This is a genomic window from Mailhella massiliensis (assembly GCF_900155525.1).
GTDB classification, from domain to species: domain Bacteria; phylum Desulfobacterota; class Desulfovibrionia; order Desulfovibrionales; family Desulfovibrionaceae; genus Mailhella; species Mailhella massiliensis.
The window spans coordinates 59,477-80,628 of the sequence record NZ_LT706943.1 but is presented as its reverse complement, the minus strand read 5'-3'; the positions used below and the strand labels follow the sequence as shown (position 1 = coordinate 80,628).

Annotated in this window: 19 protein-coding genes; 4 read left to right on the top strand and 15 right to left on the bottom strand. The window is 60.3% G+C overall.

Features of this window, described 5'->3' with window-relative positions:
* Positions 1 to 83: 83 nt before the first annotated feature.
* From CZ345_RS03980 to nth, 5 genes are all read right to left on the bottom strand, one after another.
* Positions 84 to 1,010, bottom strand: a complete 927-nt coding sequence (locus CZ345_RS03980; protein WP_077071911.1) for an amino acid ABC transporter permease — start codon at positions 1,008 to 1,010, stop codon at positions 84 to 86.
* Complete coding sequence (locus CZ345_RS03975; RefSeq protein ID WP_077071910.1) at positions 989 to 1,798, bottom strand: transporter substrate-binding domain-containing protein; 810 nt, start codon at positions 1,796 to 1,798, stop codon at positions 989 to 991. Before CZ345_RS03975 ends, CZ345_RS03980 begins: the two co-directional genes overlap by 22 nt.
* Entirely contained in the window at positions 1,795 to 2,595 is an 801-nt protein-coding gene (locus tag CZ345_RS03970; RefSeq protein WP_077071909.1) for an amino acid ABC transporter permease, read from the bottom strand. Before CZ345_RS03970 ends, CZ345_RS03975 begins: the two co-directional genes overlap by 4 nt.
* A gap of 10 nt (positions 2,596 to 2,605) precedes the next feature.
* Positions 2,606 to 3,316, bottom strand: coding sequence for a hypothetical protein (locus tag CZ345_RS03965; RefSeq protein ID WP_077071908.1), 711 nt, complete (start codon positions 3,314 to 3,316; stop codon positions 2,606 to 2,608).
* Positions 3,317 to 3,468: 152 nt separating this feature from the next.
* Complete coding sequence (gene nth / locus CZ345_RS03960) at positions 3,469 to 4,125, bottom strand: endonuclease III (RefSeq protein WP_077071907.1); 657 nt, start codon at positions 4,123 to 4,125, stop codon at positions 3,469 to 3,471.
* Positions 4,126 to 5,159: 1,034 nt separating this feature from the next.
* On the opposite strand from nth, the gene CZ345_RS03950 reads away from it, so the two are divergent.
* Positions 5,160 to 6,104: a carbohydrate kinase family protein gene (locus CZ345_RS03950; RefSeq protein WP_077071905.1), complete on the top strand. Its 945-nt coding sequence runs from the start codon at positions 5,160 to 5,162 to the stop codon at positions 6,102 to 6,104.
* A 365-nt stretch (positions 6,105 to 6,469) separates the two neighbouring features.
* Here CZ345_RS03950 and CZ345_RS03945 read toward each other — a convergent pair whose 3' ends face one another.
* Positions 6,470 to 6,952 (bottom strand): hypothetical protein, encoded by a 483-nt coding sequence (locus CZ345_RS03945; RefSeq protein ID WP_077071904.1) that lies wholly within the window; start codon positions 6,950 to 6,952, stop codon positions 6,470 to 6,472.
* Between the two features lie 591 nt (positions 6,953 to 7,543).
* On the opposite strand from CZ345_RS03945, the gene lpdD reads away from it, so the two are divergent.
* Positions 7,544 to 7,933, top strand: coding sequence for a prenylated flavin chaperone LpdD (gene lpdD / locus CZ345_RS03940; RefSeq protein WP_077071903.1), 390 nt, complete (start codon positions 7,544 to 7,546; stop codon positions 7,931 to 7,933).
* Between the two features lie 225 nt (positions 7,934 to 8,158).
* Here lpdD and ade read toward each other — a convergent pair whose 3' ends face one another.
* Together ade and CZ345_RS03930 are read right to left on the bottom strand one after the other, a co-directional pair.
* Positions 8,159 to 9,886: an adenine deaminase gene (ade, locus tag CZ345_RS03935; protein WP_077071902.1), complete on the bottom strand. Its 1,728-nt coding sequence runs from the start codon at positions 9,884 to 9,886 to the stop codon at positions 8,159 to 8,161.
* A gap of 123 nt (positions 9,887 to 10,009) precedes the next feature.
* Positions 10,010 to 11,194 carry an MFS transporter gene (locus tag CZ345_RS03930; protein WP_077071901.1) on the bottom strand — a complete coding sequence of 395 codons (1,185 nt, stop codon included), beginning with the start codon at positions 11,192 to 11,194 and terminating at the stop codon, positions 10,010 to 10,012.
* Positions 11,195 to 11,494: 300 nt separating this feature from the next.
* On the opposite strand from CZ345_RS03930, the gene CZ345_RS03925 reads away from it, so the two are divergent.
* Positions 11,495 to 12,346 (top strand): SDR family oxidoreductase, encoded by an 852-nt coding sequence (locus tag CZ345_RS03925; protein ID WP_077071900.1) that lies wholly within the window; start codon positions 11,495 to 11,497, stop codon positions 12,344 to 12,346.
* A gap of 167 nt (positions 12,347 to 12,513) precedes the next feature.
* Here the strand turns inward: CZ345_RS03925 and lpxC are convergent, their stop codons facing one another.
* The 7 genes from lpxC to lepB all read right to left on the bottom strand — a co-directional run bounded on the left by lpxC (position 12,514) and on the right by lepB (position 18,985).
* Positions 12,514 to 13,365, bottom strand: a complete 852-nt coding sequence (gene lpxC, locus CZ345_RS03920; RefSeq protein ID WP_077071899.1) for a UDP-3-O-acyl-N-acetylglucosamine deacetylase — start codon at positions 13,363 to 13,365, stop codon at positions 12,514 to 12,516.
* A gap of 59 nt (positions 13,366 to 13,424) precedes the next feature.
* On the bottom strand, positions 13,425 to 14,279 hold the full coding sequence (gene prmC, locus CZ345_RS03915) for a peptide chain release factor N(5)-glutamine methyltransferase (protein WP_077071898.1): 855 nt from the start codon (positions 14,277 to 14,279) through the stop codon (positions 13,425 to 13,427).
* A gap of 456 nt (positions 14,280 to 14,735) precedes the next feature.
* Positions 14,736 to 15,218 (bottom strand): ribonuclease HI, encoded by a 483-nt coding sequence (rnhA, locus tag CZ345_RS03910; protein WP_204224221.1) that lies wholly within the window; start codon positions 15,216 to 15,218, stop codon positions 14,736 to 14,738.
* Positions 15,215 to 17,320 carry an LTA synthase family protein gene (locus tag CZ345_RS03905; RefSeq protein ID WP_077071896.1) on the bottom strand — a complete coding sequence of 702 codons (2,106 nt, stop codon included), beginning with the start codon at positions 17,318 to 17,320 and terminating at the stop codon, positions 15,215 to 15,217. The genes rnhA and CZ345_RS03905 overlap by 4 nt, the downstream gene beginning before the upstream one ends.
* Positions 17,321 to 17,373: 53 nt before the next feature.
* Positions 17,374 to 17,580 (bottom strand): dual CXXC motif small (seleno)protein, encoded by a 207-nt coding sequence (locus tag CZ345_RS03900; RefSeq protein WP_077071895.1) that lies wholly within the window; start codon positions 17,578 to 17,580, stop codon positions 17,374 to 17,376.
* 117 nt (positions 17,581 to 17,697) lie between these two features.
* Positions 17,698 to 18,303 (bottom strand): recombination mediator RecR, encoded by a 606-nt coding sequence (recR, locus tag CZ345_RS03895; RefSeq protein WP_077071894.1) that lies wholly within the window; start codon positions 18,301 to 18,303, stop codon positions 17,698 to 17,700.
* Positions 18,304 to 18,403: 100 nt separating this feature from the next.
* On the bottom strand, positions 18,404 to 18,985 hold the full coding sequence (lepB, locus tag CZ345_RS03890; RefSeq protein WP_239446606.1) for a signal peptidase I: 582 nt from the start codon (positions 18,983 to 18,985) through the stop codon (positions 18,404 to 18,406).
* A 255-nt stretch (positions 18,986 to 19,240) separates the two neighbouring features.
* On the opposite strand from lepB, the gene CZ345_RS03885 reads away from it, so the two are divergent.
* Positions 19,241 to 21,145, top strand: coding sequence for an NAD(P)/FAD-dependent oxidoreductase (locus tag CZ345_RS03885; RefSeq protein WP_077071892.1), 1,905 nt, complete (start codon positions 19,241 to 19,243; stop codon positions 21,143 to 21,145).
* Positions 21,146 to 21,152: the final 7 nt, after the last annotated feature.

The window sequence follows — 21,152 nt, the reverse complement described above, 5'->3', positions numbered from 1 at the left end:
TTCCAGAAAAAAAAGCCCGGAAGACGAAACTCCGGGCTTTGCAGAAAACATTCCTCAAGGGCATACGGAAAAGTACGGCCGTATTATGCGTGCATCATGCCGCGCCTTCGTTCCAGCCTGCGCCCCAGCCACGCCCAGAAGCAGGAAACCAGAAGATACATGGCCGCGGTGACGAGCCACAGTTCAAAGGTCATACGGGAAACGGCCATGACTTCCAGGCTCTGGAAGGTCAGTTCCGGCAGCGATATGGCCGAGGCCAGCGCCGTTTCCTTGAATACGGAAATGCACTGTCCCGTCAGCGGCGGCAGCATGAGCCGGAAGGCCTGCGGAGCGATCACCCAGCGCATCTGCTGCCAGGGATTCATACCGAGGGACGCCGAAGCATCCCACTGCGTTCTGTCCACGGCCTCCAGCGCCCCGCGCACGATTTCCGCCACATAGGCCCCGGAATACACGCCGAGGGTGAGCACGGCGGCGGCCATGCGGTCCATCTGCCCCTGCGGGGCGAAAAGAGCCGTTATCAGCGACTGAGCCCAGGCGGGCATGGCGGCCACCGTATCTTCCAGATACAGAAACGGTTCGGAAAAGAAGGACCCGGCAAAGAAATACACAAGGAAAAGCAGCACCAGCGGCGGCGTATTGCGCAGCACGGTGATGTACAGCACGGCGGGCAGGGCCGCAAGCCCCCTCTGACGCGCGGAAAGCGCTCCCACAAGGCCCCCCGTGACCAGCGCCACAAGAAGAGACCAGAAGCCCAGGCGCAAGGTGGCGAACAGTCCCTTGAGCAGCATACCCGCCTGCCACGCGCCGGAGGCATCGCGCGAAACGATGTACGGCCCGAGAGCCGCCCAGTCCCAGGCGTGCCGCGTCACACTCATGGAACGCCACACGAAAGCCAGAACCAGCGCGGCCACCGCTGCGGCGAGAAGCGCATCCCAGCCGTTCAGCCGGCTCCACGAACGCGGAGCGGAGTGGCCGGGAATGAAGTTCAGTTGAGTCTGCTTTGCCATGCGTCGGATTTGAACCAGTAGTCGCGGCGTTCCTGAAGCCAGCCTTCCTCTTCCACAAGCCGGATCCAGTTGTCGAACACGTTGAGGGTATCGAAGTCTCCCTTGACCACGGCAAAGGCCACAGGCTGCATGGCCAGCCCCGTTTCAAACTTCTGCACCAGCGTATCGCCGTGCTTCAACGTTTCCATGGCGGGAAGCGGCGCGCTGGACATGAAAGCATGGGCGCGGCCGGAAAGCACTTCCTCCACGGCGGGGGCTTCGTCATTGAACATTCTCAGGCTCGCCCGGGGAAAGAGCCTGGCCGCAGCCGCGGCGGCGGTAGTGCCGGTACGCACGGCAATGGTCACGCCTTCCGCATTCAGATCCTCAAGTCTGTTGATGGCGGAAGCCTTTTCCCTGTTCAGCGTCACGTCCACATAGGCATGATCGTAGGGCACGGAAAAATTCACGGAAAGCAGGCGCTGCGGAGTCACGCTCATGCTGCCGATGATGACGTCGAACTTGCCGGAAAGCAGCGCAGGAATGATCCCGTCCCAGTTGGTGGGCACAAGCTGAAGCTTCACGCCGAGGTCGGCGGCCAGCCTTTCGGCCACGTCGATTTCAAAGCCGATGTATTTTCCGTCCTTATCCTGCATGGCCCAGGGGACGAAGGAAGAAAAGCCCACGCGGAGCGTGCCGCGCCGCACCACCTTTTCCACAACGGATTCGCGGTCGGCTGCGCTGCTCTGGGAAGGAAGACAGAATGCCAGCCCCAGAGCCAGAAGAAAAACGGCGAGACAGTGTTTCATATATGCTCCTTTCGTTCCAGAAGCCGGGCAGGAATACTGACCAGCGAGGTGAGAACGAGGTACACGGCTGCGGCAAGCAGCCACATTTCAAAGCTGAGAAAGGTATCGGTAATGATGACGCGGGTACGCATGGTCAGATCGGCCACGGCAATGGCGCTCACCAGCGAGGTATCCTTGACGAGAGAGACCAGCTGACCGACCAGCGCGGGCAGAATCTGCCGCGCCGCCTGCGGAACAATCACCAGTCGCGCCGCAAGGCCCACGGGCATCCCCAGACTGAGCGCCGCTTCCCACTGGCCGCGGGGCACGCCCATGACGCCCGCACGGAATATTTCCGCCACATACGCGCCTTCAAACAGGCCGAGGGAAATCACCGCAGCCCAGAAAGGCCCCAGCCCGACAACCGGCGCAACCACGAAATACACCATGAAAAGCTGCATGAGCAGCGGCGTATTGCGAAGCGCCCCCAGCGCAAGAAACGAAACCGCCCTCGCCACGGGCGAGGAACAGAGACGCATGGCCGCGAAAAGCGCGCCCGAAAAAAGGGAAAGCGCAAGGCCCGCCAGCGTAAGACGCAACGTGACGAGGAGCGCTTCGCAAAGCGCTCCCGGCCGGAAGGAGCCGTCCTCCCACACGCCCACAAAGCGCCACACGCGATACCATTGCCAGCGGTACTGTTCCGATGCGGTATCCACGAACCACCAGCCGAGGGCGAGCATGAAGGCAAGAAGCAGCGCAGGCCTCCACAGGGCCTTCATACGCCGCCTTGCGGCAAACTCGACGCAGAGATCGGGCATGGGCTCCCCTTCAGCGGCTCAGCGAACTCTCTTTCAGCGAAGAGCCCTCTTCCAGTTTCTTTTTCATGGAACGGCTGTCCGGGGCCTGCGTCACCACGGCCTGCCCCTGCAGGTATTCCACGGCATTGCTTTCCACAAGCTCCCCTGCCGAGGCGTCGCTCTGCACCTTTACCCTGTTGTACACATGATCGAGCACCATGAGCACATAGGGCTGAAGAACGGGTGTCTTCAGGTCGATAATGACGAGATAGTATTCCCGGAAACGGCGGGGGGTATCCGTATAGCCGGAACGGCACATCACAAGCCAGTCGTCCGTACCGTCGTTGTTCCAGTCCGTGACGGCCACAAGTTCCAGCTCCACCCGGTTCATGCCGTCTTCCATGACGGCACGGTTGTCGTTCAGCGTCACCTTTGCGTCGGCACTGAGCAGAGCGCGGAAGGTAGGAGCCACCGCCACCTTGGAGTTGGGGAAGCGGAACGCCGGAGAAAGCCGGTCCACCAGCGTTCTGCCCGCATCGGACGGGCGGGAGGAAAACATGGGGGAATACCAGTTGCCTTCGGCATCCACCATGTTCTTTTTCAGCATCACCGGCCGCATGGCCCGGGACATGGCCACGAACTGCCCGCCGTCCAGCGCGTCCACCATGCGGCAATCCTGCGGAGCGCAGGCAGCCAGCCCGAGGCAGGCGCCGAGCGCAAGGCAGGCACAGAATCTGTTCATCATCGTTCCTTCTTCAAAAGAGAGGTTCTTGCTGTTCATCACAGGCAGCATTCTGCCCGTACCGCCGGGACTTCGCCGCTGCAAAGCCCGGATCTATGATAACCATTCCCTCCGCCAGATTTCCCTGCGGAAAGTTCCCGAGGCGGCTTTTCTCAGTCGCCGCCCTTTTTCAATCCGCAGCGCGGACACAAGGAAAAAAGTTCGCATTCTCCGCAGGCGGGCTTGCGCGCATCGCATACGTCGCGCCCGAACCACACCAGACGGTGATTCACGTCTCCCCACTCCTCCCGGGGAAAGAGAAGCATGAGATCCTTTTCTATCCGCACAGGATCGGTATGTTCCGTCAGCCCCAGGCGGAAGGAAAGCCGCTTGACGTGCGTATCCACGGCAAGGCCTTCGTTGATGCCGAAACCACCCCAGAGCACCACGTTGGCCGTCTTGCGCGCCACCCCCGGAAGAGTGACGAGTTCCGCTATGGTGTGCGGAACCTCGCCCCCGAACACTTCGGTCACGCGTTTTGCCGCGCCGAGAAGATTTTTCGCCTTGTTGTGGTAAAAGCCGGTAGGCCGTATCACGGTCTCAAGCTCCTCCTGCGTGGCCTCCGCCAGCTCTGCGGGGCCGGGCCAGCGACGGAAAAGCTCCGGCGTGATGGTGTTCACACGGGCGTCGGTGCACTGTGCGGCGAGCACGGTGGCCACCAGAAGTTCCCACGGATTTTCATGCACAAGCATGGTTTCCGGCACGGGATAGCGCTTTTTTAAAAGCTCAAGCACGGCCAGCGCGCGACCGGCCTTTTCCTTTTTCTTCATCCGGTGTTCCTCTGCGGGAGGCCATTTCCTGCCCCGCCGCTTCTGCTCCGCAGACGTTGCAGGCCGTGAGCGGCCCCTCCCTCCGAAACGGAGTCTCTTTCATAATCATCCTATTTTCACCAGCACAAATCAACCGTTATTTTCCCGGACAAAAGGCATGTGTCTGAGGAATCTTTCCGCAACGTTCCGCCTTTGCCCTGAGCGCGCCTTCTCTTCGCCGTACGGCTGCGGCAGGGCGCACCGCCTGCCCTACCCGGAGCCTCGACAGGGCGTCGCGGCCAGGCTGTCCGCCATGCCCCCTGTTCTCATGAAATCCCGCTCTGCCCTGACGCGGCTCACCGCAGGCAATCCGTCCTCTCTTCCAGCAGCCCGGGCGTCCGTCGCCATGCCGCCAGAGCGACACAGGGAACCTCCGTGGGGCGGGTGCAGCGGCAGATTCCTGCGGAACCATCCCATGGCTTTTCTGAAAGTCCGTCGCCCCTCCGCAACCAGCGCCCCTCTTCCCTCCGGGAGTCATCCGCAAGGCGGACTCTCCGGGCGATACCTTTTCCGCAACGCCTCCGGCCCGGTCTGTTCGACCGCTTCGCAGCACGGATTCATCGCGCCCCGCACCTTCTCCCTCTCATGCTTCCTTCCGCAGTCGCGGCAATTCCGATGAGCCCCTGAAAAGACCGGTACAGCCTGCCTGTCTTCCGGCATAATAAATTCGATATCGAACCAATTATCCAATACCATGCCCCTTGTCAAGAAAGGAAGCGCCGGCGAACGTCTCCCGCTTCCGGCGCAGGCCCAAAACATAACCGCCGGACAAGGCATTCACGGGTTCCGAAAAAATTCCAGCAACGCTTTTCTCCCCGTCGCGCTCCCTTATCCGCCCCGGCCATACTTCCGGCGTCTCTTCCGCCCGTTGCGGCAGAATACGGAAAAAAACATTCCTCCACGGGGGCATACTTGTCAAAGCCCCCCCGCTGCCGCTAAAAAAGAGGAAAACTCCGTGCCGCGCGGCACGGACAAACACCTTTACGGAGCCCTGCATGATCCACGTTTCCGGTTCTCTCGCCTTCGACCGCATCATGACCTTTCCCGGCCATTTTGAAGAGCATATTCTTCCCGAAAAGCTGCACTTTCTGAACGTATCCTTCCCCATCGACCGCCTTGAGGAAAAAATGGGCGGCACGGCGGGCAACATCGCCTATTCCCTTTCGCTGCTCAAGGAACGCTCCGCCATATACGGCAGCGTAGGCAAGGATTTCGCCGCCTACGGCAGAAGACTCGCCTCCATGGGCATCGACCTTTGCGGCGTGAAGGTCGACGAAGACGATTTCACCGCCTGCTGCTACATCATGACCGACAGAAGCAGCAACCAGATCAACGCCTTTTCTCCCTCGGCCATGAAAAGTCCCGTCTTTCCGGAAAAGACTCCCGCCCTCGCCGAAGGCGACTGGGGCCTCGTGGCCCCCGGCAATGTGGACGACATGGTGAACTTCCCCGCCTTTTACCGGGAGCAGGGCATTCCCTATATTTTCGATCCCGGTCAGCAGATCACCGTTCTCGGCGGGGAGCAGCTTGCCTCCGGTCTCACCGGAGCCCATGTGCTCATCGGCAACGACTATGAAATACAGCGTGTGGAGAATATGACGGGTCTTTCCCGCGAAGAACTGCTCGACCGCGTGGAATTTCTCATCATCACCTTCGGCGGCAAGGGTTCCACCATTCTGCACAAGGGCGCCAAGCCCTACGACGTGCCCGCCGTGACGCCGAAAACCGTTTCCGATCCCACCGGCGCGGGCGACGCCTACCGCGCGGGGCTGCTCAAGGGGCTGCACAGCGGTATGGGCATCGCCTTTTCCGCCCGCCTCGGCGCAGTGCTCGCCAGCTTCTGCGTGGAACAGTACGGCACGCAGCTGCACCGTTTCTCCATGGAAGAATTCCAGGCCCGGTATGAAGCAACCTTCGGCCCCATGCCGGTGCTGAAATAACCTCCCGCTCTTCTCTTCCCGGCTCATCCGCCGGGAAGAAACGGCTTCCGCCCGGCGGAAAATGGGCAAGCCCCTGCGCGGCGGAAGCATGTTGCGCCGCCTTGAGAGCGCAGCACGGACAGGGCGGAAAACCTGCATTGTCCATGAAAAAACACCTTTTCCCTCCCCGGAACATGTTCTGCGGGGCGGAAAAGGTGTTTTTTCATGCCGACGGCGGCTGAGGACAGCGTCTGGCCACAGATACGGACGACGCGCCTCCAGGCAGTACCGCCGGATTCCGGCAAGGTCGAGACGGCAGATCGTCCGCTCAACCTGTCGCTGCGTCCGTATCCGTGCAGAGGAACGTGTCCCCCACGGTTTTCATGCTAGAAGCTCGACGGATACAGCGCCGCATCCAGAGGCTTGAAGCCCTTCTTCAACAGTTCTCTGGCCTTCTCTATGGAGGCGGGAGAGGCCGCCAGCACCATGATGGCGCTGGCGGCCTTGCCGTTGGAACTCATGTAGGTGACGCCGGTCATGCCCTGCTTCTTGAGCGTCAGCATATAGGAATCGCCTATGGGCGAAAGCTCGGAAACATCGAAGCCGCCGTTCTTCATATTGGCTGCGGACTGCGTGGCGAAGTCCTTTGCAGACATGGCAACCGGCGTAAGGGTGATGGTCATGATGGTGTTGGAAGCCTTTTCCTGCATGACGACCATGTCCACGCCCTGCGACTGCGCCGTGGTATGTTCCCAGCTGTCCGGCACAGTAAACACAAAATTTTCCGTTTTAATTTCCTTGGCCCATGCGGAAGAGGCAAGAAAAACGGAAACCAGACCGCACATCAGAACGGACGCGACTTTGTTCATGGCATTCTCCCGGAATAAAAATTGTCATCACCGGAGTCTGGTTGCGATACATAAGAAAACAGACTCCATCCCATCTATGCAGGGAATATATTCCTTTCCCTTATCATGACAAGAAAACGGACTTCCTTTTTTCCGAAAAAGCGTCCGGCGGCATCTCGCATCCGACCTTCCCGCCATTCTTTCCAAGACGGGGAAAGCGGCGTCCGGCGGGGAGGAGGAGAAGACAGTCCTTCCGAAAAACTTTGTTTTTTCCCGACATTGACAGCGGTTCACCCCCTTTTTATGCTTTTTCATGAGTCTCATGCATGAGGCATATTTCCTTGCCTTCCCGCGGAACGCCGAGCGGACCAGGGGGATGGCGTTTTTCTTCCGTATCACCGTCACGGCGGCTTCCGGCGCGTTAGGCCGGAAGGCTCTGCCGGGCGCTTAGGAACGCCGCGGCGACATACGATGTTCTCACACCGCGCGGCAGGCGTCGTTTCCGGGAACTCCCCGCACTCACGGCAAACGTCTTCCGCATGGCGCACCGGCACCCGCCCTGCGGAGAAAGTCGCGCTCTCATCCCCATGTCTTCATGAAAGGAGGCGTACAGTGAACAGCTTCGGTCCCTTCCTTGCCGGAAACGGACGGCACAGGGTGGAGGTCTTCTGCCGCGCGGCAGGGCCGGATCTTTTCGTTTCCGTAAGCGGCGGAGAACGTCCTCATGTGGGGGCCGTATCTCTTGCCGTTCCCGCGGCGCAGGGCGGGGCGGACAACGTCGGTCTGCTCTGCGCTCCCGGTCACCGGGACGACCTCCCCGCCCACGCGCTGGCAAAAAAACTCTGCGCCGCGCTCGGCCGCACGGTATGCCTCACCGTAGGTCTGCATGTGGACCATGCGGAAGAAAAAGACATCGCCCTTCTTGTAAAAAACGCGGAAGAAGCCGTGACGGCGCTGACCTCTGCGCTGAAAAGTGAATTTTCCGCGACAAACCGGGAATAGGCATGTCCCCTGCGGCGAACGGCCGCGCCGGGAAAAACGGACGATATTCAGGCCGTGTTCCCGCGTCCGGCAGAGGTACGCCACGGCCACGGAAACGGCATGTCGCAGGCTCAATCCTCCGTACCTTCTTTGCGGAAACATCTTCCGTTCATCAAAAACGGCTCCGGGAACATGTTCCCGGAGCCGTCCGCATCAGGCGAAAGCTTTTGAAAATCCGCGCCCGCGCTACCTTTCCGCGTCCACGTCCACAAAGGAGAACGTATCCGTATCGAAAAGGCCCCGGGCCGTGATCTTCAGGCGGGGGATGACCGGAAGCGCCATGAAGCTGAGAGTCATGAACGCATCCGCTCCTTCCCAGATATGATAATGGGAGGAGGCGACCTCCAGCAGTTTCTTCAGTCTGCCGGCCACTTCCTCGGCGGAGTTCTCGCTCATGAGGCCGCCCACGGGCAGGGACAGGGAGGACAGCACCTTCTTCCCGGACACCATGACGATGCCGCCTTCCATGCGTTCGAGTTCGCGCACGGCGAAGAGCATGTCTTCCTCATCATCGCCCGCCACCACGATATTGTGCGAATCATGGGCAATGGTGGTGGCAATGGCTCCGCCGCGCAGGCCGTAGCGTCCTTCCATAAGTCCCACGCCTATCTTGCCCGTGGCATGATGGCGTTCCAGTACGGCAATCTTCACGAGACCGGGGTTGAGGGAAAGTTCCACCTCGCCGTCGGCCGTCGTCTGTACGGGCCGCACGAGGCATTCCGTAATCAGCGAATGCGGCAGAAGGCCGATGATTCTGGCCCTGCCCGAAGGAACGCGCACGGAAAACGGGCGCTCCGGCAGAGGAGCCAGCACCACGCTTCTGTACAGCTCGCCCGGATTCCTCTGCGGAAGAGAACGCAGCATACGGCCTTCCTTCGCCACCAGTTCGCCCCCGGCCCAGCAGGAAAGCACCCGGAACGATTCCAGATCCTCCACAAGCACAAGGTCGGCACGAAGCCCCGGAGCTATGCCGCCTCTGTCTCGCAGCCCGTAGCATTCCGCGGCGTTCAGCGTGGCCATGCGGACGGCGCTCACCGGATCGACGCCCGCCGCCACGGCCATGCGCACATTGTTCACGATATGCCCCCGCCTCAGGATGTCGGCAGGCTGTCTGTCGTCGGTGCAGAAAAGACAGCGGCGCTGATTTTCCGGCGTCAGTCCGGGCAGCAGCTTCAGAAGATCGCGCGAGGCCGAACCCTCGCGCAAAAGCACATACATGCCGCGCGACACACGCGCCTGAAGCTCCTCCACCGTGGTGCATTCATGGTCGGTACGCACGCCGAGAGCGGCATACACGTCGAGTTCCGCACCGGAAAGAAGCGGCGCATGGCCGTCGATCACCTTGCCTGCGGCAAGGGTCCGCTCCAGCTTTTCCAGAACGTCGTCATCCCCGGAAAGCAGGCCGGGCACGTTCATCATTTCCGCCAGTCCCCCCACCTTCTCATCGGAAAGAAGGGGCGCGATGTCGTCCGCGCCGAGCACGGCCCCGGCATCTTCCACGGGAAGGGCAGGAACACAGGAGGAGAGCATGACATGCACATCGAGCGGCAGCTCCCGCGAGGCCTCCAGCATATAGCGCAGCCCGGCCATACCCTTGACGTTGGCTATTTCATGCGGGTCGGCCATCACCGTGGTGGTGCCGAAAGGCAGCACCAGTTCGGCGAAACGCGCCGGGCAGAGCATGGAGGACTCGATATGCACATGGCCGTCGATGAAGCCGGGCAGAAGATAACGCCCTCCTCCGTCCACCACTTCCCTCGCCTCAAGGCGGCTGAAACCGAGAATGCGGCCCTGCCCGAAGCATACGCAGCCTTCCCGCACCGTTCCGCCGAATACGTCCATCACCCGCACATTGTCTATGCGCACATCCGCAGGTATGCGCCCCGTGGCCATGGCCCAGAAATCCCTGTTCATCAACCTTCATTCTCCCTAGGACTTGCCCCGCCTTCACGGCGCAAGGCGTTTCAGCTTGAACACCCGGAAAATACCGTCTCCGCCGCCGCGCGGCAATGCAAAATTCAGGGCCTTCCGGGCTTTTCAGGCCGCCTTTCCGGCCTGCATGTTCTTCAGGCGTATTTCCCTGTCCACCAGCTGCGCCAGCAGCAGGGAAATCACGGTCAGCCCGGCGCCGAAAAAGAACACGGACTGATACCCCCAGCTCAGCCACATCCAGCCGCCCACGGCGGGAATGGTCACGGCGGGAATATGGTTGATGGTCTGCGCTATGGCCATATTGGGCGCGGCGTCCTCAGGAAAGGCTATCTTCTGGAAGAAGGTCCGCACCGCTATGGAAAAATTGAAGGTGAGGCTGTCGAACACATACAGAAGCACGATAAGGTATTCGCTCCTGGTCAGCGCATACCCCATGAAAATGACGAAGGCCGAAACATACTCGATGGTCATGAGACGGCGTTCGCCGAGCCTGTTGATGATTTTCCCCACCATGGGATTGAATAGCCAGTTCACCGTATAGTTGAACATGAACATGAGCGACACGCTGCGTACGGAAAAACCGAACTGTTCCACCATGAGGAACACCGCGAACACGGAAAACACGATGCGGCGGCCGCCCATGAGCAGATTGAGCACATAGAAAAGCCAGTAGCGCTTCTGGGGCAGCATTCTTTTGCGCTGCTCCGGCGCCCGGCTGCCCATGAGCGGGTGTACCAGCGCAAAGAAACCGAGCAGAAGTCCCACGGCCCCGGGAACGAAGAACAGCCAGACGAAATCCAGCTTTTCGGAAAAAAGAAACACGAACACGGAAATCATGAGACTTCCGCCCGCCACCAGTCCGCGCAGACGCCCCATGACGATGGGGGTCTGCCTGAGATCGAAATGCTGTATGGCCAGAGAATTGTTCATGGCCTCAAAGTAATGAAACCCGAAGGACATGAGCATACTGGTGAAGATGATGGGCACAAAGGAGGGGAAGAATCCGGTAAGCATGGTGCCCAGCCCCGCCGCCATGACGGAAAGCGCGGCCAGCTTGTGTTCCTTCATGAAAAACAGAAAGAAGATGAGGGTGACGCCCAGAAGGCCGGGAATCTCGCGCAGGCCCTGTACAAGGCCGCTCTCTGCGGGAGTAAGCCCGGCGCAGTTCACCACGAAGTTGTTGTACAGCATGGTCCAGCCCTGCATGGCCACGGTAGAGCCGAAATTGAGCATGGCCATGAAAAGCAGAACATGTTTCTTGGATGCGGGAAGACCTGTGAAAAGCGCCATATTCCACCCCGGAAAAGCGGAGAAAACACCCAGGGCGCGCCGTGCGCACGAATCGGGCAGAGCCCTGAAGGTTCCCCCGGCCGTCTTCCCCGCCTCGATAAAACATTAACCGTTATTGTATGAAGATTCAGGTGTATGCCTTATCGGCCGTCGCGTCAAAGGCAACCTGCCGCGGAATCTTTCCCTGCAACAACGCCCTCCCGGGAGAAACAGGCAAGAAAAAGGCGGAATCGGCACTTCCCACCGCGAGCTCGAACTCCTACACCATGCACACATATGCATATCCAGGGAGGTTTCTTCATGAAAGACATCATGTTGCTTACGGGTGCGGGACAGATTGGTCTGGCCATGGCCAGACGCATGGGCAGCGGCAAAACCATCGTCGTTGCCGACAACAATGCCGATCATGCCCGAAGAGCCGCACATCTTCTGTGCGAGGCGGGCTTCGATGCCGTTGCACAGGAAACGGACATCTCCTCCCGCGATTCCATTTTGAAGCTTCTGGAAACTGCGCAGAAACTCGGAGACATCACTCTCTTCATCAACGCCGCGGGCGTTTCCCCCAGTCAGGCATCCATAGAAACCATACTTGCCGTGGATCTCTACGGCACAGCCGTGCTGCTTGAGGAAACGGGCAAGGTCATTGCTCCCCGGGGCGCCGGCGTAACCATATCCAGCCAGTCCGGGCACAGACTTCCGGCTCTTGGTGCGGAAGCGGATGAAGCGCTGGCTCTTACCCCGGCGGAAAAACTGCTTGAACTCGACCTTCTTCGCCCGGAAAACATCCGCGACAGCCTGCACGCCTACCAGCTCGCCAAACGCTGCAACGTCAAGAGAGTCATGGCGGAAGCGGTGAAATGGGGAGAAAAAGGGGCGCGCATCAACTCCATATCCCCCGGCATCATCGTCACCCCTCTGGCACTGGATGAGTTCCGAGGACCGCGCGGCGACTTCTACAGGGACATGTTCGCCCGCTGTCCCGCCGGGCGTCCCGGTACGGCGGACGAAGTCGCCCATGTCGCCGAGCTTCTCCTGAGCGAAAAGGGGGCCTTCATCACCGGTGCGGATATTCTTGCCGACGGCGGGGCCACGGCCTCCTGGTTCTACGGCACTCTGAGACCGGAAAACCGGCCTCTTTCCGGCAAAGCCTGAGCCGACGACGAATAAAATCATAACGCCCTTCTCCGCAAGCGGAAAAGACCGCTACCGAGAGGCAGGAAAAATGTTTCCGGCGGCAGATATGCAGAAGGGCGGCCGGAGCCGCCCTTCTGCATCATGTTCATGCGGCACGGCACAGGCCGTACGCACATGAAATACTTTTATCGGTTTCCGTATTCCAGAAACCCTTCCTCACCTGCCAGCATACGCAGAAAAGCGTTGTTGTGGCCGTGACCGGAACAGGCAACCGTAAAGGAACCCAGAAGCGGACAGCCCAGCATGGCCATATCGCCGATGAAATCCAGAAGCTTGTGCCGCACGAATTCATCGGGAAAACGCAGGCCCTCCCTGTTCAGCACGCCTTCATCGCCCACCACGACCACGTTGTCGAGAGAACCGCCGCGGGCAAGACCCCGGCTGTGCAGATACTCCACTTCCTTCAGAAAGCCGAAGGTACGCGCAGGTGCGATTTCGGAAGCGAAGCTTTCCGGCGTGACGTCCAGCGCAAAGCGCTGTTCACCGATGGCCGGATGCGGGAAACGTATGGTGTAATCCACATGAAAGCCCTCGAAGGGCCGCGCAACGATGGAACGCCCGTCCTTTTCCAGACGGCACTCGCGCATGACGCGGGCCACACGGCGCGGCGCGTTCTGCGTCGTAAACCCGGCGCTGCGCAAAGCTTCCACCACCTGCCGGGCGGAGCCGTCGAGAATGGGCACCTCCCCGCCGGCGACATGCACTTCCACATTGTCCACGGCAAGGCCGGAGAGCGCGGCGAGCACATGTTCGATGGTGGAAACATGCGCCTGCCCGTCGCTGATGGTGGTGGCAAGTTCCGTGGTGCTCACCGCTTCCGGGCGCGGCGAAAGCAGGTGCACGCCATCCTCGGCATGAATATGGAAAACAATGCCGGCATTCTCCGGCGCGGGCCGAAACTCCATGCCGACCTCACGGCCGGAATGGAGAGAAACACCCTTGCAGCCGACAGCCTTGCCAAGAGTGATCTGAGGCATAAGAACTCCTGTCGCTCCGGCAAGACATCTGCCGGAGCATCCCCGGTCATGCCGGGGGCTTATACGCAAAGACGCCGCACCGCGAAAAGGAAGCGGTCCTTTCCTGCGAGGTCGCGCCCCGTGCGCACATCCTTCCAGTATGCGTCCGGGCACAACGCCCGGCACGCTTCGCCCTGAAGATGGCCGTGCTCCATGAGAAACAGGCCGCCTTCCTTCAGCAGGGCGCGTGCCGCCGCTTCCACCGCGCGGGGATGCTCCAGCCCCTCGGGGCCGGGAACCAGCGCGGAACGCGGTTCGAAATTCCTTACGCCCGCATCCAGCGCGGCGTATTCTTCTTCGCTTATGTACGGAGGATTGCTGACCACCAGGTCGAAGCTCTGTGCTTCCAGGGGCAGAGGCTTGGTGAAATCGGCATACAGAAAGGTCATGCGCTCCGCTGCGCCGAGGCGTTCGGCGTTGGACTTCGCCGTTTCCAGCGCGAGCGGGGAAACATCCACGGCCGTACCTCGCCAGAGGGGCCGTTCCGCGGCGAGCGTCACGGCGATGCAGCCGCTGCCCGTACCGAGATCGAGAAAACGTATCTGTTCCTGTCCCCGGAAGAAATCCAGCGCCGCCTCCACAAGATGCTCCGTTTCAGGACGGGGAATGAGCGTGTGCCGGTTCACCAGAAAATCCCGGCCGTAGAACTCTCTTTTCCCGAGAATATAGGCCACGGGTTCACCGGCAAGACGCCGTGCCAGAAGAGACTCAAGCGTATCTTCATCCCGGGAGGGAATCTCTTCCTCTCCGTGGGCCACGAACGCCACTTTGTCTATGCCGAGCACATGACACAGGAGCATTCCCGCCACAAGGGCCGGGGCCTCGCTTCCGGCAAGGCGCGCGGTCGCCCGTATTTTCCATTCACGCCTGGTCATGGCATCACCCGTTACCCATGCTCCGCCCGGAAAAAGCCCGGAATCTCAAAAAAACGGAAAAATTCCGCAAAACCACTTCAACGGCATGCTTCCACCATCGGCATCCGCCCCCGTACGGAACGTATGAACCGCACAGGTTCCCCGCCGAAAGCCGCATCTCTCCCGCTGCTCCCGGGCAAAACGCTTCGTATGTCCGCACACAAAAAGCATTCATACGGCCAGTCTAGCACAGGAATGCGTTCTGTACAAGAAGAAGCGCCTGCACGCTTCGCGCTGCTTCCTCCATTGCACCGCCTCCCGGCACGACGCACCTTTATCCAAATCTTGCATGAAACGGCGCAAAACAATTCTCCCCCGGCCGTGTCGTGCCGGAGGAGAATGAAAGTGCGTTTTTTTCCGCATGAGACGGGGCGGCGTAAAAAAACGCAACGATGCGCTCATGCCGCCTTCCTTCGCCTACGGTTCAAAGCCCGCATCCTCGGGAAGATTCGTCCGGGAGGCTTCGCCGCGGGCCAGTTCATCGCAGCGTTCGTTTTCCGCATGACCGGCATGTCCCTTGAGCCAGTGAAAGCGCACCTCGTGCCTTGCCAGAAGCTCAGGCATGCGTTTCCACAAATCCTGGTTCTTCACCGGCTTCTTCGCCGAGGTAAGCCAGTTGTTGCGCTGCCAGTTGTCCAGCCAGTGATCGCGTATGGCTTTGGCCACATACTGCGAGTCGGTATAAAGCTCCACAAGGCACGGCTGCTTCAGCGCTCCGAGAGCTTCCAGCACGGCCAGTATCTCCATGCGGTTGTTCGTCGTGCGGGCAAAGCCGCCGCACATTTCCCGCCGCACCGTGCCCTGAGCCCCTTCGCAGGAAAGCACCGCCGCCCAGCCCCCCGGTCCGGGGTTGCCGAGGCAGGAACCGTCGGTATGGATGGTCACCGTCTTCATGCTCAGCGTTCCGCCCTGTTCGTTGCGGCAAGACGGGCAGCCTGAATATGCTCCTTGCCGTTGTTGTGCAGCAGATACTGCGAGGTATAGTAGAAATCCATGAGCTTCTGCCGCATGGCCGCCGCCCTTTGCGGCTCCTCGCTTCTGAGGTCGCGGGGATTGCCGTCGGGCGTCTGCTCGTCCAGAAGATACATGGCGTCTCCCTTGGGACGGATGGCATACACATAGCCCTGTTCCAGAAGGTAACGGGTATGGTCGCTGTCGCTGATGAAGACCACGGCATCCCTGTCGTTTTCCGGGTCGAGCAGGTTCCTGCCCAGGGTATTGGTGTAGTAGTCCAGCCCCGCGAGAGAAGCCATGGTGGGCAGAACGTCCGGCTGAATATGCGGCGCAGGGTTCACCCCCGGAGCCACCTGCCCGCCGGGGGCATAGATGAGCAGCGGAATATGCCACGCCTGAAGGTTGCAGGCGCGCACGGCGGGAGTGATGTTGGTGGAATTGTTGTTCAGGCCGTGATCGCCGAAAACGGCGAAGATGGTGTCGTTGAACCAGGGCTGTTTCGACGCCTTTTCAAAGAAACGGCGCAGCGCATGGTCGGAAAGGTGAAGGGAGCGGTATTCCTCCGCGCTTTCATAGCCGTACCAGGCAAGAGCCTCGGCCGGAGGATCGGGCGGGGAAACATAGCCTTCGTTGTCGTCCGGTATGGTGTAGGGCCTGTGGAAGGAGGCGGACTGCATCACGGCGATGAAGGGCCTGGGACTTCTGTCGAGCACGCCCACGGCCTCACGGAACATGGCGATGTCGGAAACGCCCCACACGTCGGTGTTGGGTGCCTCCCAGGCCGATTCCTCCAGAAGGTGCAGATCTTCCACATTGTGCTGGAGCAGTCCGCGGATGTTGGCCCAGTTGGCGTTGCCGCCTATCATGTAGTATTTCTCGTAGCCCTGGAACTCATTGAACACGGTGGACTGATCCACAAGCCGGGGATTGCGCGAGGTGGTGCCGCCGGAGTGGTTCACGTCCGGCACGCCGCTTATGGTGGTGAACACCGCGCGGGCCGTGGTCCGCGTGGGCGAATAGAAGTTGGGGAAGTACAGGCTCTTTGCCGCAAGTTCCTTGAGGAAGGGCGTAGGATCGATGTCCTTTCCCAGAGATGCGGGCATGGAGGGCGCAAGAGAGGTGCGCTCCCAGCAGAGCGATTCCATGATGATGATCACGATATTGGGGCGCTTTTCCATCTGCCTGCCGGGGAAGTGGCGCAGATACGTCAGCGGAGGCTCCCCTTCCGGCACGCGCAGATACGCGGCCATGCGGGGCCAGGCTTCCCGCGTGGCCTCCTCGTTCGGAGGAATGGCCTTGCCGAAGTTGCGCGTGTCGAACAGGTTCTGGATGGGATTCACGGCCAGGATCGCGATGTTCTTGTCGGAACTGAAGTAGGCGTTGCTCCAGCGCAGGGGGAAGAAATTGGAGCTTATCTGCCCGTACCCCACGATGAAGAGCATGACGAGGGAAGAAACCGTGATGAAGGCGCGCCACTTGCGGCTGCACCCTTCGCCGCCCGTTTTCGGACGGATGGGGAAGGGGGCATGGGAACGCAGAAAGGCCGAAAAAAGCCATACATACAAGGCAACGCAGGCGGCAAAGGCCGCGGTGATGAGCACCACGGGGTAACTCTGCCATACCATGCGCACGGATTCCGACGGGTCTTCCAGAAAGACTTTCGCCCCCATGTCGATATGCTGATGAAGATAGAAGAAGAAACCGAAGTCGAAAATATGAATGAGCATGGCCCCGGCGGCCATGATCCCCGTCAGCAGGCACAGCACTTTGCGCGGCAGGGAGGAACCTTCTCGCGAAACGGCTCTTTCCAGCCTCGGCCAGAGCAGGCAGAAGGCCAGCGGCAGGGTCATGAACACGGCCATGCGGGCATCGAACTTGAGCCCTATGTACAGCGCGTGGGGGATATGCCCTTTTTCGGTGATGTCGGGCAGAAGAAAATACAAAAGCGCAAGCCTTGCGGCGAAAAACAGCGCCGTGTTCACCAGAATGAACAGGGCGATGTCCACCATGGGCTGAAACGCCGCAAAAACATGACGGCGGAAACTCATAATCGCTCCTTCTGGGGAAATCCGCCCCGGAGGGGCGGTCTCCGGCGGGAATGCTACACGCGATCCGCGTACAGCCGTTCGAGGAATTCTTCCATCACCTCGTCCATCTGGCTGATGAACTGATTGATCTTGAAGGTGCGGCGGCAGGAGGAACACTGCATGTACGCCTCATGGCAGGTACGGCGTATATCCAGCGGCGCTCCGCATTCCGGGCACAAAAGGGTGGTTCTCGCCTCACGCGGCGCAAAATAAAAGGCCATGATGCCTCCGTGATGTTGTGGTCTCAGGGGGCCGGTACGAAGCCGTCCCATACTGCTCCGCTCTCCGGCCGTGTCCGTTCTTTCCGCCCGGGGCGGAAAGCGCAAAAACGCTCCGCCCTACAGGGCCTGACGGTAGCGCAGGGACTGGCGCAGGGTTTCCCTGTCCATGTATTTTACTTCCGCCCCCAGCGGGATGCCCTGGGCGAGACGGGTGACGCGCACGTCGGGAAAGCGGGCGTTCACCTGATCCTTGACGTAGGTGGCCGTGGCCTCGGCTTCCGCCGTGGCCCCCAGGGCAAGAATGAGCTCCTTCACCCTGCCTTCGGCAAGCCGGGAGCGCAGGCGCTCCATTTCCAGCATTTCCGCGGGGCTGTGATCCAGCGGCGCCAAAAGGCCGCCCAGAATCATGTAATAGCCCCGGTAGAAGTTGCCCTCTTCCATGGTGAGCATACTGTCCCACTCCGCCACAAGGCAGAGTTCGCTTTCGTCACGCTCCTTGTCCGCGCAGATGGGGCAGGGATCGGAATCCGAAAGGCCGCCGCAACGGCTGCACAGATGCAGCGTGTCGCGCAGCTCGTACACGCCCTTGCCCAGTCTGCGCACTTCCGTCTCGGGCCACTTGAGCAGCGTCATGGCTGCGCGCATGGCGGACTTCGGCCCGAATCCGGGGAGACGGGCGAGCTGGTCCACAAGATTCTTCAAAGGTTCGGGAATACGCTGCACGGATATTTCCTTCTGTTAAAAACGAAACGTCCCCGAAGGGAAAAAGCACCCGTCACGGCGAAAAAACGCCGTGACGGGAAAACACTCGGGCGAAAAGGCGCTACTGAACGAGTTTGCCCAGACGGCCGAGGCGCGGCGTATGGGTGTTGGCATCCCACGACCAGTAGATGCGCCAGGCCTTGCCGTGAATGTAGGAACGCGGCACGGGGCCCCAGTCGCGGGAGTCGTCGGAATTATCGCGGTTGTCGCCCATGACGAAGTAGCTGTCCTCCGGCACGGTGAAGGGCCCCACGTTGTCGAGTCTGCCGATGACGTTGGGATAAAGCTGCTGGATGTAGTCTTCCTTTACCGGCTCGCCGTTTCTGTAGAACTGCTTGTTGCGCATTTCCACCACGTCGCCGGGAAGGCCCACCACGCGCTTGATGAAGTCGGTATCCGGGTCCTTGGGATACTTGAACACGATGATGTCCCCGATCTGAGGATCGCTCCCGCGGAAAAGATACTTGTCGGTGAAGGGAATCTTCACCCCGTACACGAACTTGTTGACCAGCACATAGTCGCCGATCTGTACGGTCTGAAGCATGGAACCGGAGGGAATGGTATAGGCCTGAAGAACGAAAGTACGGATGATGACCGCCAGAATCACCGCGGTGAGCAGCGCTTCGCCATACTCGCGGATCATGGAACCGCCTTTCTTGCTTGAATATTCGGACATAGAAACATGCAGGGCGCAAAGGCCGAGGTTGAGGGGGTCGAAAAAAAGACGAACGAGCGCAGAGTAGCACGGCCGGAAAGGACGCGCAAGGCAAGCCTCTCGCCCTTTTCCCGGAAGTCTTTTCTTCCGGCCTTATTTTCAGAAGGAATTTTCTCCTGTTTTGGCATGAAAAATGCATCTGAAAAAAGTGTATTCCCTTCCACCAGTTACCAAGGAAATTCCATGACTGACCTTTTCTCCCCCCTAAGCATCGGACCCCTTACTCTGAAAAACCGCTTCATGATGGCTCCCATGGAAAACGGAATGGCCCACAAAGGCGGCTGCGTCAGCGAACGCCTCATCCGCTTTTTCCGGGAACGGGCGGAAAAGGAGGCCGCCATCATCATGACCGGTTCCATCTCCATCTCACCCGAAGGATCGGGACTCCCCTCCCAGATAGGCATCTGGGACAATAGCTTTCTCCCCGGTCTGGAAAAGCTCTGCAGCGCCGTTCATGACGCGGGCGGCCGCATGGGAGCACAGCTTTACCATGCGGGCAGACAGGCTTCCGAGGCCGTAACCGGGCTTACTCCTCTCGCGCCTTCCGCCCTGCCCTGCGCCGTGGTGAACAGCCACCCGAGGGAAGTCTCGGAAAAGGACATGGATGAACTGGAGCAGAAATTCATTCTCGGCGCGCGGCGGGCCATGGCGGCGGGGTTTGACCTCATCGAAGTTCATTTCGCCCACGGCTACCTGCTGCACAGCTTTCTTTCCCCCCACAGCAACAAAAGAACCGACGCCTTCGGCGGATCACTGGAAAACCGCTGCCGTTTTCCCATGCGCGTGCTTCGTTCCCTTCTTAGGGAAGCTTCGGACCGCGTGCCCGTCACCATACGCATCTCGGCCGAGGAATTTCTGGAAGACGGCCTGCATTTCGAGGAAGTCCGGACCATCTGCCGAATGGCGGAAGAAGCGGGCATAAGCGCCGTCAGCCTTTCCGCCGGCAGCTACGACGCCCTGCAATGGAGCATACAGCCCATGTTCGTCAAAAGGGGCTTTCTCCTTCCCTACGCGCAGGAGCTGAAACAGAACCTGCATGTGCCCGTCATCGTCGCCGGAAGGCTGAACAGCGCCGCCCTCGTCAGAGACATCGTCACCTCGGGCAAGGCCGATATGGTGGCCATCGGCAGAGGGCTTCTGGCCGATGAGGATTTCATCCTGAAAATGAAGGACGGCCGTGATGAAGAAATCCGCTACTGCGTCGCCTGCAATCAGGGCTGCGCGGACGGCATCATGTCCGGCAGGGCGGCGGAATGCCTGGTCAACGCCCGATGTTCCTTTGAAGCGGAACGCAACGTGGAAAAAAGCCCCCGTCCGGGACGCGTCGTGATCATCGGCGGCGGTCCCGCCGGCATGGAATGCGCCCGGGTCGCAGCTCTGCGCGGCCATGCCGTCACCTTGTGCGATCCCGATCCCGCCTCCGGCGGAAAGCTCGGCATTGTTGCGGCCCCGCCGGAAAAGGCTTCCTTTCTTCTGTATCGTGAATACCTGCATGGCCAGATGAAAAAGCTGGGCGTGCAGATCGTGTCCGAACGCATACTCACGCCCGGGGACGTTCAGAAGTACAGCCCCGACCACGTCGTGCTTGCCACCGGCGCGCGGCAGAGCCTGCCCCCCATTCCGGGCGTGAATCTGCCCCTGGTGGTGATGGCGGAAGACGTGTTGGCAGGCAGCGTCCGTACCGGAGAAAAAGTCGTCATCATCGGCGGCGGACTCGTCGGTGTGGAAACGGCGCTCTTTCTTGCGGAAAAAGGCCGTCAGGTCTCCATTCTCGAAATGGCCGGGGCCATCGCCCGCGACTGCGGAGCCACCTTCATCGGCCATATCAGGGAAGAGCTCGAACGCTGTCATGTGCAGGTCTGCACGGGCGCCGCCATCTCCGCCATCGAATCCTGCGGCGTCATCAGCCACGGCGAAACATACCCTGCCGATACGGTGATCATCGCGGCGGGATATCGCTCCGACCAGTCTCTGCTTGAACCCCTTCAGAAAACCTTCGGTCATGTCCATGTCATAGGCGACGCTCAGGCTCCCCGCAGGATACAGGATGCCACGCGCGAAGGATTCCTGTGCGCCTGCGCCCTCTGATGTGAAG